Annotated in this window: 19 protein-coding genes; 18 read left to right on the forward strand and 1 reads right to left on the reverse strand. The window is 54.2% G+C overall.

The features are described from left to right. Positions 1 to 192 precede the first annotated feature (192 nt). The 8 genes from ACUHMQ_RS05150 to ACUHMQ_RS05185 all read left to right on the forward strand — a co-directional run bounded on the left by ACUHMQ_RS05150 (position 193) and on the right by ACUHMQ_RS05185 (position 7,176). Positions 193 to 783, forward strand: coding sequence for a hypothetical protein (locus ACUHMQ_RS05150; protein WP_445294377.1), 591 nt, complete (start codon positions 193 to 195; stop codon positions 781 to 783). Continuing rightward, the gene (locus ACUHMQ_RS05155) at positions 767 to 1,465 is read left to right on the forward strand and encodes a hypothetical protein (RefSeq protein WP_445294378.1); all 699 of its coding nucleotides are present in this window, start codon (positions 767 to 769) and stop codon (positions 1,463 to 1,465) included. Before ACUHMQ_RS05150 ends, ACUHMQ_RS05155 begins: the two co-directional genes overlap by 17 nt. 230 nt (positions 1,466 to 1,695) lie before the next feature. Next, entirely contained in the window at positions 1,696 to 2,232 is a 537-nt protein-coding gene (locus ACUHMQ_RS05160; RefSeq protein WP_445294379.1) for a hypothetical protein, read from the forward strand. Continuing rightward, the gene (locus tag ACUHMQ_RS05165) at positions 2,147 to 4,036 is read left to right on the forward strand and encodes a phage terminase large subunit family protein (protein WP_445294380.1); all 1,890 of its coding nucleotides are present in this window, start codon (positions 2,147 to 2,149) and stop codon (positions 4,034 to 4,036) included. Before ACUHMQ_RS05160 ends, ACUHMQ_RS05165 begins: the two co-directional genes overlap by 86 nt. 9 nt (positions 4,037 to 4,045) lie before the next feature. After that, the gene (locus ACUHMQ_RS05170) at positions 4,046 to 4,273 is read left to right on the forward strand and encodes a hypothetical protein (protein ID WP_445294381.1); all 228 of its coding nucleotides are present in this window, start codon (positions 4,046 to 4,048) and stop codon (positions 4,271 to 4,273) included. Beyond that, entirely contained in the window at positions 4,273 to 5,724 is a 1,452-nt protein-coding gene (locus tag ACUHMQ_RS05175) for a phage portal protein (protein ID WP_445294382.1), read from the forward strand. The genes ACUHMQ_RS05170 and ACUHMQ_RS05175 overlap by 1 nt, the downstream gene beginning before the upstream one ends. A 4-nt stretch (positions 5,725 to 5,728) precedes the next feature. After that, the gene (locus tag ACUHMQ_RS05180; RefSeq protein ID WP_445294383.1) at positions 5,729 to 6,838 is read left to right on the forward strand and encodes a head maturation protease, ClpP-related; all 1,110 of its coding nucleotides are present in this window, start codon (positions 5,729 to 5,731) and stop codon (positions 6,836 to 6,838) included. Continuing rightward, positions 6,835 to 7,176: a head decoration protein gene (locus ACUHMQ_RS05185; RefSeq protein WP_445294384.1), complete on the forward strand. Its 342-nt coding sequence runs from the start codon at positions 6,835 to 6,837 to the stop codon at positions 7,174 to 7,176. Before ACUHMQ_RS05180 ends, ACUHMQ_RS05185 begins: the two co-directional genes overlap by 4 nt. 38 nt (positions 7,177 to 7,214) lie before the next feature. On the opposite strand, the gene ACUHMQ_RS05190 is transcribed toward ACUHMQ_RS05185, so the two are convergent. Beyond that, positions 7,215 to 7,919 carry a substrate-binding periplasmic protein gene (locus tag ACUHMQ_RS05190; protein ID WP_445294385.1) on the reverse strand — a complete coding sequence of 235 codons (705 nt, stop codon included), beginning with the start codon at positions 7,917 to 7,919 and terminating at the stop codon, positions 7,215 to 7,217. Positions 7,920 to 8,170: 251 nt separating this feature from the next. Here ACUHMQ_RS05190 and ACUHMQ_RS05195 point away from each other — a divergent pair, with 251 nt between their 5' ends. Genes ACUHMQ_RS05195 through ACUHMQ_RS05240 form a run of 10 tightly spaced genes read left to right on the forward strand, consistent with a single transcriptional unit; the run spans position 8,171 to position 13,861 of the window. Further along, entirely contained in the window at positions 8,171 to 9,166 is a 996-nt protein-coding gene (locus ACUHMQ_RS05195) for a major capsid protein (RefSeq protein WP_445294386.1), read from the forward strand. Between the two features lie 2 nt (positions 9,167 to 9,168). Continuing rightward, a complete protein-coding gene (locus ACUHMQ_RS05200) occupies positions 9,169 to 9,483 on the forward strand; it encodes a head-tail joining protein (RefSeq protein WP_445294387.1) in 315 nt (104 codons plus the stop codon). Next, positions 9,483 to 10,016, forward strand: a complete 534-nt coding sequence (locus tag ACUHMQ_RS05205) for a hypothetical protein (protein ID WP_445294388.1) — start codon at positions 9,483 to 9,485, stop codon at positions 10,014 to 10,016. Before ACUHMQ_RS05200 ends, ACUHMQ_RS05205 begins: the two co-directional genes overlap by 1 nt. After that, complete coding sequence (locus ACUHMQ_RS05210; protein WP_445294389.1) at positions 10,013 to 10,528, forward strand: hypothetical protein; 516 nt, start codon at positions 10,013 to 10,015, stop codon at positions 10,526 to 10,528. The genes ACUHMQ_RS05205 and ACUHMQ_RS05210 overlap by 4 nt, the downstream gene beginning before the upstream one ends. Next, positions 10,525 to 11,199: a phage baseplate assembly protein V gene (locus tag ACUHMQ_RS05215; protein ID WP_445294390.1), complete on the forward strand. Its 675-nt coding sequence runs from the start codon at positions 10,525 to 10,527 to the stop codon at positions 11,197 to 11,199. The genes ACUHMQ_RS05210 and ACUHMQ_RS05215 overlap by 4 nt, the downstream gene beginning before the upstream one ends. A 48-nt stretch (positions 11,200 to 11,247) precedes the next feature. Further along, positions 11,248 to 11,424, forward strand: a complete 177-nt coding sequence (locus ACUHMQ_RS05220) for a hypothetical protein (RefSeq protein ID WP_445294391.1) — start codon at positions 11,248 to 11,250, stop codon at positions 11,422 to 11,424. Positions 11,425 to 11,428: 4 nt separating this feature from the next. Continuing rightward, positions 11,429 to 11,761 (forward strand): GPW/gp25 family protein, encoded by a 333-nt coding sequence (locus tag ACUHMQ_RS05225; protein WP_445294392.1) that lies wholly within the window; start codon positions 11,429 to 11,431, stop codon positions 11,759 to 11,761. Beyond that, positions 11,758 to 12,732, forward strand: coding sequence for a baseplate assembly protein (locus ACUHMQ_RS05230; RefSeq protein ID WP_445294393.1), 975 nt, complete (start codon positions 11,758 to 11,760; stop codon positions 12,730 to 12,732). Before ACUHMQ_RS05225 ends, ACUHMQ_RS05230 begins: the two co-directional genes overlap by 4 nt. Beyond that, a complete protein-coding gene (locus tag ACUHMQ_RS05235; protein WP_445294394.1) occupies positions 12,732 to 13,361 on the forward strand; it encodes a phage tail protein I in 630 nt (209 codons plus the stop codon). The genes ACUHMQ_RS05230 and ACUHMQ_RS05235 overlap by 1 nt, the downstream gene beginning before the upstream one ends. Further along, positions 13,358 to 13,861 (forward strand): phage tail-collar fiber domain-containing protein, encoded by a 504-nt coding sequence (locus ACUHMQ_RS05240; RefSeq protein ID WP_445294395.1) that lies wholly within the window; start codon positions 13,358 to 13,360, stop codon positions 13,859 to 13,861. Before ACUHMQ_RS05235 ends, ACUHMQ_RS05240 begins: the two co-directional genes overlap by 4 nt. The last annotated feature ends 10 nt before the right edge of the window (positions 13,862 to 13,871 follow it).

Raw genomic sequence — 13,871 nt, forward strand, 5'->3', positions numbered from 1 at the left:
AGCACTAACTTGATGGCTTCCGCTCGGTATTCCGACGTATAGCTTTGTGTTTCTCTCTTACTCACCGCAGCCTCCTGTTGGCTCAAGTTTACCAATCAGGTGTGTCTACGGAATTCAGGCTACCTCAACACTAGCGAAGGCTATACAGTTAGAAATACGCACAATGACTTTGTAAATGATGTAACTCAATTATTGATTAAGAAACTGGAGGTGGCGGCTGAGACAGAATTAGAGAGAGTTATAGTCTCTTTGTTTGGGGTGCCATCGACGCGCCTTCGTTCAGAATTCTTTTATCGGCTCGCCACGAGTTTGCCTGGCTATACACGCAGCGATGTAACTGCGGTTTATGTCTTCAAATCTAAACCTGATGTTTTAGAGAAAGATGAAGATGATGATGATGAATTTGAAAACGATACCCATGTAGAGCGTGTTTCTCTACGAGGGAACGGTGTAAGCCGTTCTGAAATTCTGCAGGGCTTACTGGAGGAGGAAGACTATTACATCAATAAGATTGCTTGGCGTACTAGAGAAATAAGTGGGTCAGGCCACGAATACGATATTGAGGCAATGTTTGCCAACCCAAGGGATTGCACGGGTTTTTCCTTTATACTCAGTGGAGTCTATCCATGTGAAGATGGACGGCGAGCTACTCGTAGAAGAAGCCCATATAAGCATGAGACTGAAATGATCTCTAATATTGTTGAATCTCAGGCACGGCATCTAATGAGTGTTCTAACTAAGGAGTTTAATAAGTCTGCGGATGGGAATGGTGATGCTGATTAGATACCGATGGTATCGAATTCAACTACCGCGAGATATTCCAGGATTGGATGAGTTAATTGATAACTGTCCTTTTGGGCAAGATACCAATCAAGGCTTTACTCGGGTTAATAGTGAGCTTGGTCATTTAAACCACCGATTCTTATGGAGGTCTACAGTTGTTGTTTCTCAGGTAGATGAGAGCGGTGATACCTTCTACCAAGAGGTGGCAAGCGTAAATTTCACGGATTTTGCAATTATTAATATCAAAGGTACAGTTTTTCTTCGTATCGAGAATCCGGGAAGAAGCATTAAGGATCTCCTAAATGCTCTTGAGTCCTTGGTCGGACTTGGATTTACAAGTAAATTAGTTACGTTTGAAAAGAAAGAACCGGTGACTGTTTTTGAGAAGACTGAGGTCGTTAAGTTGATTGGCCTTAAAGTTACAGAAGCAATCTTAGGTGAAGGTATTATTGGGCGTATGGAGTTTACCTCGAGTGAAGGCATTACACCTGAGAAGCTCACTATTTTGACCGATATACCTCACAAAACAGAGTCGGCAAGTTTCGAACTAATTTATGGAGGGGTGAAAGGATTGTTATCATTTAATTCAAACGGTACGGTTAAAGTTAGTGGTCAGCTTGCCCCAAGACTTATATATCTGATTGAGAAGGATTTGGCAGCTATTACACGGCAACTACAGTAGTAGGGCAACGTCCTTTTTCGTTGTTCAGTTTGTTGCTTACAAACGCCACATCCAGCTCAGCTAATTGAGCAGATATGAGTGGTTGCATTCGGCATTCGTGACCTGTGTTACAAAAGCAACGTCGGGGTCCCTGAAGTCATTGATTTCATTACGGGTGGGGGCACCCGCGAGATTTCGCTAGTTAGCGAAATAGCCCTGGGTTTCGTTTCGTTTCGAGGACCTCGAATTCCATGTCTACAGCCTCCGTCGACACGGTAGCAAAGCTACTCGATGTCACCCCTCGGCGCGTCCAGCAACTGGTCAAAGAGAACATCCTTCCCAAACCCGTCGCTCGTGGGCAATACGAGATTGTGGCCTGTGTTGTGGGCTATATCCGCTACCTGAACGGCCAGTTATCCGGCGATGTCGGCGATCTGAATGCCGAGAAGACCCGCCTTATCCGCGCCCAGGCCATCAAGGTCGAACGCGAGAATGCACTGCAAGATCGTCAGCTGATTCATGCGTCTGAAGCCGTGCAAGCTTGGTCAGAGATGATCGCGGCAGCCAAATCCAAGTTACTGAACCTACCCGGCCGCTTAGCGCCATCGTTACTCAAGGCCAAGCAGGCAAAGGATGTTGAGCGGTTGCTGAACGACGCGATATACGAAGCCCTCACCGAGTTGGCAGACTGGACACCCGCAGATGAACCCGAGCTTGCGCCAAGCATTGAAGCAAGTAGGGACGACGTGGCGTCCGCCAAGACGGATCACGGTCAGCCAATGGGCTGATGCCGAGCTGTATCTCTCGCCAGAAGATAGCGCGGAGGCGGGTAAATTCTCAACAGATCGGGCTCCCTACCAGCGCGGTATCATGGATGCGTTCCACGAAGAAGGCGTGGAAGAGATTGTGGTTATGTCTTCCTCCCAGGTAGGCAAGACGTTGATCTTCAAGGCAGTCATTGGCTGCTTCATTGCAGAAGACCCATCTCCCATTCTGGTTGTACAGCCTAACGTCGAGATGGCGGAAACCTTCTCCAAGGACCGGTTGGCCCCAATGATTAGGGATACGCCGGTGCTGCGCGACAAGGTGATGGATGCCAAGAGTCGCGACAGCGGCAACACCATCCTCAAGAAGAACTTTCCAGGCGGGCATATCACCCTGATCGGCGCCAACGCACCAGCAGGCTTGGCAAGCCGACCGATCCGGATTGTGCTGTGCGATGAGGTAGACCGGTATCCAGAATCAGCCGGTACCGAAGGCGACCCGGTGAACTTGGCGCGTAAACGTACGATCACCTACCGCGCCCGCAAGAAGATCGGCCTCTTCTCCACCCCTGGTCTCAAAGGAAAGAGCCGCATCGAGCGGGCTTGGCTGCTCAGCGACCAGCGTCGCTACCATGTTCCATGCTCACACTGTGGCACGCTGCAGGTGCTGGAATGGGAGAACATACTCTACGATCCCGACAGGCCAGACCAGGCGCGTATGGTCTGCCTTTCCCATGGCTGCATCATCACTGATGCGGACAAACCCGGCATGTTGGCGGAGGGGCAATGGCTCAAGATGAACCCGGCCAGCGCCATACCGGGCTTTCATCTGAACGAGTTGTACTCACCCTGGCGTACTTTCGCCGAAGTAGTGATCGACCACCTAAAGGCCAAAGGCAATCCTCAGGAAGAAAAGACTTGGTGGAACACCTCGATGGGCGTGCCCTATGAGGAAGCCGGTGAACAGGCTGATGCTGACCAGCTGGCGAAGCGCCGGGAAAGTTACGATGCCCACACATTGCCAGCTGAGGTGCTGTGTATCACTGCGGGCGTCGATACCCAGCCTGATCGCCTGGAAGTGGAGTTTGTCGGCTGGGGTATGGGCGAAAGCTCATGGGGCATTGAACCCGTGGTGTTGTATGGCCCGACCATCGAGCCTGAAGTCTGGGAACGGCTGGATGAATTACTGGCCAGCGCCAGATTTGAGACCGAAGACGGTCGCACACTGCGTGTATTAGCGGCCTGTATCGATTCTGGTGGGCATTCTGTCCAGCAGGTATACGAGTTCTGCACACCGCGCACCGTCCGTAATATCTGGGCCATCAAAGGCCAGGGCGGTGCGCGGCCGGTATGGCCCAAGCGACAGACCAAGTCCAAGAAATACAAAGGCCACACCCTGCGCATGATTGGCGTGGATACCGCCAAGGACACGATCTATGCCCGATTCCAGATCAATGATCAGGACCGCACGGGCTATTGCCATTTCTCTATGGCTTACGACGAGGAATGGTTTCAGCAGGCCACTGTTGAGAAACGCATTACCAAGGTCGACAAGCTGGGCAATGAAGTCCGCGTCTGGGAGAAACCTAGCGGTGCCCGTAATGAAGCGCTGGATTGCCGAGTCTATGCCTATGCTGCTCTGCAGGGACTCAAGATCGAACGCCGTCTGGTACTGGTGAAGCGCAGCCTGCTCCCGCAGGAACCTTCGTTACCGGTACCAGTTACCGAACCAGTTAGCCAACCGCCTCCAACACCCCCAGCCCAACCACCACCACGAACCGACATGCCTGCGCGTCGCAGCAGCCGGTCTGGCTACTTACGCCGATAAGGAGTGCATATGGCTTTCATCGCTGACGACCTACGCGTGGTCGAGGATGCGCTGCGCACGCTCGCAATGGGCAAACGCGTTACTGAGATGCGGTTTTCTGACCGGGTAATGCGCTACGAATCCGTGACGTTGAATGATCTGCTCAAACTGCGCGATCAGGTTAAAGCCGAGATTGCAGCACAGCGTCCCAGGCAAACCCGGATGGTGCGCGTATTTCACGCAGGGAAAGGGATGTAATGCGGTTTCCCAACCTGAATGGCCGTGGTTTTCTGCTTCCTAGCCGAATCCAGGCCAGTGCCTACGAGGCCGGTGGCGAAGGACGCCGTTCAAAGAACTGGCAGGTAAGTGATGCCGGTCCAACGGCTGATGCTATCGGCAATCTGAGTACACTGCGTCAGCGATCTCGCAATGCCTACCGAAACGACCCCTATGCCTTCATTGCGGTGGACCGGGTAGTTTCCAACACCATCGGCACAGGTATCGCACCGAAGTCCAAGCATACTGACGCGGGTATCCGTAAGAGACTGCACGAGTTGTGGGAGGACTGGGTTGAAGAAGCCGATGCAGACAACGCTTCCGACTTCTACGGTGTACAGACCCTTGTGTGCCGCGCAGTAGAAACCGTAGGGGAATGTTTCGTTCGCTTGCGTGTGCGCAAGCTGCAGGATGGCTTGTCGGTACCGTTACAGCTACAGGTGTTGGAAGCGGAGTTTGTGCCGCATACCAAATTTGAACAGCTGGCCAATGGCAATGTGATCCGCGCCGGCATCGAGTTCAACCAGATAGGCCAGCGCGTCGCGTATTGGATGTATCGCGCCCACCCAGGCGAACGTGGCGAAGGCAGTAACGATCTGGTCCGGATACCGGCAGCACAGGTTCTACATATCTGGGACCGGCAACGTCCTGGTCAGCTGCGCGGCGTACCCGCCCTGGCGAATGTGCTGCTGCGCCTCAAGCATCTCGACGAATTCGAAGATGCCGTGCTGTTCCGTCAGGAAGTCGCCAATCTGTTTGCCGGTTTCATCCGCAAACCCGCGCCCGAAGACCCACCGATCGACCCAAGTACAGGTCAGCCAATACCGCCCGGTTACTCACCTATGATTGGGCTCGAACCCGGCACGATGCAGGAACTATTGCCCGGTGAAGAGGTGGAATTCAGCGATCCACCAGATGCGGGAAACAACTACGGGGACTACATCCGCCAGCAACTTCAGGCAGTCGCAGCAGGATGTGGCTTGCCCTATGAGCTGCTCTCGGGTGATTTACGCGGCGTCAATGACCGGGTAATTCGCGTTGTGCTCAATGAGTTCCAACGCCGTATCGAGCAAATTCAGCACGGGTTGTACGTGCATCAGTTGTGCCGACCGGTGCGCACGGCTTGGCTGGATCTGGCGGTCGCATCGCAAGCCATTAACCTGCCCGATTACAGCCGCCAGCGCCGTGCTTACCTGCGGACACGCTGGGTACCGCCTGCCTGGAAATACCTACATCCCGTACAGGATGTACAAGCTCAGGCTGCTGAAGTCAGTAATGGGTTCAAGAGCCGCGACGAAGTCGTGCTCAGTCGTGGCTACGACGCTGAGACCGTTGATGCAGAGAACGCAGCTTCTCTCGAACGCGCACAAGAACTGGGTTTGATTTATGCCACCCACGCCACCCCGCCTAAAGAACCCAAAGACAATGAGTAAATCCATGAATAACGACCCAACGCCACGCATCTTCAATCGCCAGGGAGAGACAGAAAGCAAACGTCCCTGGTTCGAGATCAAGAACAGGGTCACCGAGACTGGCAGCAAAGCCGTTGAAGTGATGATTTACGACAACATCGGCAGCTGGGGCTTGCGTGCCACCGACTTTGTACGCGATCTGAAGGCCATGGATGATGGCTCATCCAACATCATTGTCGCCATCGACAGTGATGGCGGCGATGTCTTCGACGGCTTTGCCATCAGCAATGCGCTATCCCGCTTGGGTGAACGGTGCACTGCACGGATTGATGGGCTCGCCGCCAGTGCCGCCAGCATCATTGCTTGCGGTGCCCATAAGGTGGTGATGGCTGCCAATACCCAGATGATGATCCACAACCCGTGGACCGCTGTGGCTGGTGATGCGGATGAGCTGCGGCAGACAGCCAATATGCTCGACAAAGTTACGGACGGCCTGGTTGCAACCTACCAAGCCAAAGCCCCCAAGCTGGAAGCCGCCCGACTCAAACAGATGTTAAACGATGAGACTTGGCTCTCACCCGTAGAGGCAATTGCATTGGGTTTGGCGGATGAGGTCGAAGGGGTGACACAGCCGAAAGCACGTGCCATGTCGCCCATTCTGGCCAGCTATCGCAAAGTCCCAAAGAATCTGATTACCCCTGCTGATCCGGTACCGGAAAACAATCCACCGTCGCCACCCCAACCCAATGCGGCAGCATTAGCCCTGAAGGTGCTCAGCGCTTGCCGCGAAGCTGGCCTCGCTGACATGACCGAATCGGTGTTGATGAGTATTGAAAACATGGACCAGATCGAAGCCAGCATCACGCGGGCCAAGGGCGTGCAGGCTCTGTGTTTTGCCGCCAAATTCCCGGAGCTGGCGAGCGACTTCATCAAGGCAGGACTGGCAACGGAAGCCGTCAAGGCGCGGTTGTTCGACAAGCTATCCCAGCTCGAAGGCAACGAAATAAATAACAGCTTGCCGCCAGAACTAGAGCCGGAAAAGACCCCCGCAAAAGCAACGCCGCAATGCATCTATGACCAACGCCGTCAAAGCAGGATGCCCCACTCCCCATCAAACAAAAGGACTACATCTTGAATCGTATTGAATCCGTCCATGCCGGTGAATTCCTGCTCTCAGAGGGAGAAGGCGATATTTCGCGTGACCAAGGCAATGTGATTGCTGGTGATGCACTGCTTACGGGACAGGTGCTGGGCATCAAGACCGACACCAAGGAATACGCGCCCTATAACAATGCCGCTACTGACGGCAGCGAAGTAGCCGTGGCAGTTCTGTACGGACCGCTTCCTGCTTCTACCTCACCGCGCCCTGCATTGCTGATTACACGTTTGGCTGAAATCGCCAAGGCCCGTCTGGTCGGACTGGATGAAGCGGGCAAGACTGATCTCGCCAAGCAATTTCTGATCGTGCGATAAGCAGGGATCACGAAAAGAGAAATCGAACGAATGACTGTTCAGAGGGCACCACGCTGTCGTAAGCGAGTTATCGCTTGATCAATGCGAGGTAGGTATTGCTGAATTGGATGGTTACGAGAGGCCACGATATGGGCAGGCTTGACCCCTAGCGGCTGAGGAAGGACAGAAAGCGGGCGATTATTGCCATATGGCTTATTAAGTAAGGTTTCAACCGAGTAAGCTGATTCGTACAAGCTGCCCAGCATGACAACATCTATTCGATTCTGCATCAACATGGCAAGTCGTGCGCTTAGGGAACTTGCTTCTTCCTCCACAGTAAACAATGTGCCGCGGTAGCCAGCAAAATCGCCACTGTATTGAGCACCCTGTGCAATACCGACCCTTTTGCCCTTCAGATCATGGATCGTTTGATAGGCAAATTCATCGCCGGCAATTACCACTAACCAGATGGAGAAATTAAATATTTGCTTGGAATAAGAAAGCCTTTGAGCACGATCTTTTGTCCAGCTCGCTCCCCATAAAAGCCCCTCACCCCTTTCCGCCATTTTGATGGCACGTCGCCAAGGGTAGACCTTTACATTGAACTGAATACCCGCTTCTGCCCCAATCTTGTCAATCAACGCTTGCCGTGCGACTTCCATGGGCAACACATAACCGTCTTTATCGCACTTTTCGCCCAAAAATAAAGTAACAGTGGGACGATTGATGACGCGAGGTGGATCGGCAAAAGCGGTCAACGACATGCAGATGAAAACCAACAGCTGCCGCATGAATGCGAAAAGATTACCGCCCCCAGGGAGACGGTTACAAGCTGCATTGAGGGTGAACGAAGGCTGCATGACTGAGGCCGCTTGAAAGAGGAAAAAGTAATAATAAATAATATACTAATCTAAAGAGATGAAATTACCTCAATCTTGTCGTTGAAATTGCACTAACTTCCGCCTTTCTACTTCTCAGCCCGCCGTGTGCGGGCTTTTTTTATGGAGTTCTCCATATGGCAAGTATCAGCTTGTTTGATGATGACGCCTTCTCACTGTCTACCCTGACTGGTGTGATCAATGACATACCCCATTTGCCTTCAAGGCTGGGAGATTTGAATCTGTTCGATGAAGAAGGTCTTCAGACAACCACCATTCAAATTGAAAAAGATGGCGACTCATTCAGCTTGGTTGAAGCGGCTCAACGTGGTTCGCCGGGACAAGTCGTAGTTGGCTCCAAGCGCGAAATGCTGCCTTTCAATACGCTGCATTTACCGCAGCGTGCCACCATCACCGCCGATGAAATTCAAAACGTGCGAGGCTGGGGCGGGCAAACCGATTTGGCTGCACTACAGACCGTAGTTACCAACCGCATCAAAAAGATGCGCATCCAGATGGATATCACGCATGAATGGCAACGATTAGGCGCACTCAAGGGGCTCATTCTAGATGCGGATGGCAAACGCCCACTGGTCAACCTGCTGGATCGTTTCGGTATTGAACAATCTGTCGTTAAATTCGATCTAGCTAAGCAAGACAATGAGCTGCGCCTCAAATGCGACGATGTGTCGACGTTGATCGAGGATGCGCTAGGCGCAATGCCCTTTTCCCATGGCCGGGTAATCTGCGGTCACAACTTCTGGCGCAGCCTGATTGTTCACAAAGCAGTTAAAGAAACCTACCTCAACACCCAACACGCAGCTGAATTACGCGGCGATATGCGTGGAAGTTTTGAGTTTGGTGGTCTGGTGTTTGAGCGTTATCGCGGTAAGGTCGGTAGCATCAAGTTTGTCCATGATGACGAAGCGTTTGCCTTCCCGGAGGGCTCGCCCGATCTATATATCGCCCGGTTTGCGCCCGCTGACTATACAGATACCGTCAATACAATGGGAATGCCGTATTACGCCCAGCAGGAACCATTGAGCATGCGGAAGGGCATTGAATTGGAAAGCCAGTCAAATCCGCTATTCCTATGTAAGAAGCCTAAAGCCATCATCAAGTTGACGGTTTAATCATGGACTTCCGTGCATTGGCACAAGCGATGGATGAAACCCTGTTCATGGCACTGGCTGACGTGGGCGAACTCGATGGCAAGCCGGTGCGCGGTATGTTCGCTGCACCCTGGCTGCAACCCGCCTTGGGCAAACTCAACACCAGTATCCGCGAACCGCACTTTATCGTGCGGGATAGCGATTGCACGCAGGTGCGCCGGGGAGCCCAGGGCAGCGTCCTAACGATCCAAGGCATGGGCTGCTTTGAAGTGGTCAGTATCGAACCCGACGGCAGCGGATTGACCACCCTGGTACTGCGTGAACGGAGCACTCGCTGATGCCTGTCACACTCCGATCTGAAATCAACCTGCAACCCGTCCTGGCGCTCTCCCATGCATTGAAGGAAGAGGCAGTACGTAATGCATGGCGACGTGCAATGCGTAAGACCGGCAACTGGGTTAAAACCCACGTCGCCAAGGTGTTGTCGCCAGAACTGAAGATCCCGCAAAAGGTGCTAAAGCAGCGGCTGTACTTCTTCCTGCGTTCCAAGATGATGGAGGGCAAGGTATGGCTCGGTATCAACCCGATTGAGGCAGACCGCCTGGGCCAACCGCGCCAAAATCGTACCGGCATCACAGCCGGACGCCATCGCTTTGAACAAGCCTGGATTTACCAAGGTAAGCAAGGCGGTCAACAAGGGAAGGTATTCCGGCGTGTCGGGCGGGCGCGTACGCCCTATACACGCGTCCACCTTGATATCGACGATGCTGGTGAAAGGGCTTTCCGTGCCGTCACAGCCCAGGCGGAAGCGAGACTGCTGGCTATCTTCGAGCAGGAACTGCGCTGGGAAATCAACAAGGTCAAACGATGATTACCCAATTACACGAAACCATCGTGGCGCATCTGCAATCACGGCTGCCCAGCTTGCAGGTGTGCGCCTACCCGGATCTGCAGGCGCGGGTACAGCTGCCTTTGCTGGTGATCGAGCTGAGTGAATTTGAGCCCGGTGATGATCCCGGTACCGGACAACTTGCCCTGATCGCCACGATGCAGGCCCGGTTGATCTTGGACCCGACCAGCCCGGATGCCGAGCTGCATATCCGCCAACTGGCTGCCCGTGTGGGCGCTGAAATCCATCGTGCCATGAACTTTGGATTGCCAATCACTCCAGCACGCATCCGGCAGATCGGACCTGATGGGTTCAGCCGTGCCGAGCTGGATGGCTATCTGATCTGGCTGATCGAATGGGTTCACGAGCTGGATATCGGCGAGATCGAGGATCTGACTTTGCCTGCCATTTCGCCGACCCAGATCGCCTGGGGCTTTGAGCCAGATGTGGGTATCGGGCATGCCGACCAGTACGAGGTAATCCGCCTACCATGAGTTATGAACTGTCTGAGCTAGACCGCATGGTAGCCGGTCTGATTGAGCCGGGTTGCGTTGCAGCCGTGCAAATGAAGCCCCCTCGCGTCAAGATCGAGGCCGATGGCTGGGTGTCCGATTGGTTACCCTGGTTTGCATTTGCTGCAGGCAAGGCCCGCTATTGGCGTCCGCCCTCAGTAGGCGAGCAAGCCATACTGCTCAACCCCTCCGGCGACCCTGCCCAAGGATTCGCCCTGGTAGGGTTCTATACCACTAACTACGCTGGTGACGGTCGAGAGGACATCGTTGGCTGGCTGATGCCAGATGGCGCAGTCATGGAATATGACCATGCCCAACACAGCCTGTTGGTAGCAGGTATCCAGTCAGCGACGGTCCAGGCATCGACCCAGGTCATCGTTGATTGTCCTGAAACCGCCTTCACGGGCAATGTCACGATACAAGGCAAGTTGACCGTTGTTGGGGATGCTCTGTTCAAAGCCAAGGCGACAGTGACCGCACTATTCAGCTACCTGTCCGGACTTGCTGGATTTGGCGGAAGTGGTGGCGGTAGCGTGATTCAAGGCTCACTGCAGCAAGCCGGTGGCCAACTCAGTTCGAACGGGGTCGTGCTCGACTCCCACACCCATCAGGAACAAGGCGACGGTCAACCGACCAGTCCACCCATCAAGTAAACCCACCTAACAGCCCGCCTCAAGCGGGCTTTTTTTTGGAGATCGCGTATGAGCAAGGCACAACCCATCGTCACCTACTGGGATAAGGCATACAAATCACGGGTATTGATCACCCCTGAAGATCGCACCTTAGTGGTCGACAATCATCAGGTCATCATCAGCGAACCGGACGAAATTGCCTATCTCGACAAGCACGCGGACTTCGAACGTCAGAAGGAGGCTTGATGCCATGTCCTTACAAGGTATGAGCCGCAATAGCGGGGCTGCCTTGGCCGGTATCGATCATCTGCGCCAGTCAATTGAAGACATTCTCTCTACCCCAATCGGCAGCCGACGCATGCGGCCAGAGTACGGTAGTAATCTGCCTCGCATGGTTGATCAACCGGGCAATGCAGGTTGGGTAGCCGCCATCCAGGCAGAAGCCGCACGGGCCATTGCCCGATGGGAACCCCGCTTCCAATTGAAAAGCGTCACCCTGTCTGCTGCATTGGAAGGTCGCTACCACTTTCGGATTGAGGGGGACTATCAGGGGGGAGCACAGGTTTTGGAGTTAAGCGCATGAGTATCGATCTGACACGGATACCGGCACCCGATCTGGTCGAGGTACTGGCGTTTGAATCCATCTATGCAGACAAGTTGGCAGCTTTCCAGGCGGTCTATCCCGATTACACCGCAGCGCTCGAATCCGATCCTGTCGTCAAACTATTGGAACTGAGCGCCTACGATGAATTGATGCTGCGTGCCCGTATCAACGATGCGGCGAGGGCTTCGATGCTGGCTTACGCCTGTGGCAATGATCTCGATCACCGCGCCGCTGATTATGGGGTACAGCGTAGCCTGCTCATACCCAAACAGCCGGATGCCTATCCGCCCATCGAGGCAGTCTGGGAAGATGATGAGCGCTTGCGGCTGCGTTGCCAGATGGCACTGGAACAGGCGACGGTAGCAGGAAGTCGTGGCGCCTATCTGTTCCATGCCTTGTCCGCCTCAGCCCAGATCGCGGATGTCTCCATTGATGCGCCGACGTTTTCCCTGGCAACGATGACGGATGCGGTCAGCAAGAAACTACCCGCCGGTGCGCTGGTTCTGGTCTGTCAGTACGCAGCTGGAATAGACAATCCTTTACCGGGCGATGTGGCGGTCACGCTCTTGCCCCGTCCTGGCGTCGAGGATGCTGCAGCCTTACTGACATTGGCGGAGCACGCCTTATCTGCCGATGAAATCCGCCCACTGACAGACCGACCTCGTATTGGTTTGGGGAAGCCCAAGCCCTTTCGAGTAGTTGCGACCATAACGATGGAAGCTGGGCCAGACAGTGACGTGGTCATGGGCCATGCACGCCAACGCCTGGATGCACTGCTCGCCGAGTCCCGCAAACTTGGGCGCGAGCTGCCCTTGTCTGCGCTGTATGCGGCTTTGCATGTACCGGGCGTACGCAGCGTCTATTTGGAAGAGCCCCAAGCGCCTATCGTCTGTGACCTTCGGGAGTATCCGGAATGCACGGGCATCGTGCTGAGCAAGGGGAAAGTCTGATGCATCAACTGCTTCCTCCTAACCGCACAGCACTGGAAGCAGCATTGGCCGATGCACGAGCGGGCAAGCTAGATCCCAGGCCGCTTGCCTATCTGGCCGATTCGTCTCGCTGCCCTAAGTCATTTCTACCCTGGCTGGCATGGTCATTGGCCGTCGAAGGGTGGGACGAAACACTCGATGAAACCAAACGCCGCGCCTTAATCCGCAACAGCATCGCAATTCACAAGCGTAAGGGCACAGCGGGTTCGGTACGCCGCGCACTCGATTCACTGGGCATCAAGGTCGAATTCAAAGAATGGCAAAGCTTACCGGGTGCTGCGCCCTATACGTTCCTGCTGACGGCCTGGGTGAATGACAACCTCGGCGACGGTCTGCTCGCTTCTTCGCAATTGCATGAGCGCATTCGCCGGGTAGTCGATGCTACGCGGAATGTACGCAGCCACTACACCCTGCGAATCGGTGCGCGTTTCGACAATCAACTTTATTTAGCCGGCGGTCTGCAGCTGATGACACAAGTAAGCCATAGCGCCTGTGCCGATGCCAAAGTGCAAGTCGGTCACCACCTGCGCGCAAGTACCAGCCTGCAAGTACTGCCGCAGCTAAAACTCACTCTGAAAGCCAGTCTATGACGCCACTGGTACCGGTCATTCAACAAGCGGCCTTATCCGCCATTCAGCGTGCCGATGCGACCGGCATCGCACTACAGATTACCCACATCGCGATAGGCACCACTGCCTATGCACCAACCCAGGGTCACACTGCACTTAAAACAGAACTGGCGCGTTATCGCATTGCCAGTGGTAACCGCTTAAGCCCGACCTTGCTGCATATGGATGTACTGGCCGATGGGCTGGTCGAGGGCTGGGTAAGGGAAGTTGGTGTGATCTGTAACGACAACATCTTGCTAGCCGTCTGGAGTCATCCCGATCAGGTAATCGGCTTCAAGCCTGCCAACCAGACCCTGGCCATCGCATTTGACCTTGATCTTTCGGTGCTGCCTGCAGGCAGCGTCACCATCAACACCACCGCGCCTAATTTTAATCTGGCGATGGCGGAACACCTGAGCGTACAGGCAGCCATGAGTTTCTATCTGGCTCGCCTGCAGCTTGAACCCCTATTGAAGCATTAAGGAGCACACT

It is taken from the genome of Chitinimonas violaceus (genome assembly GCF_052601015.1).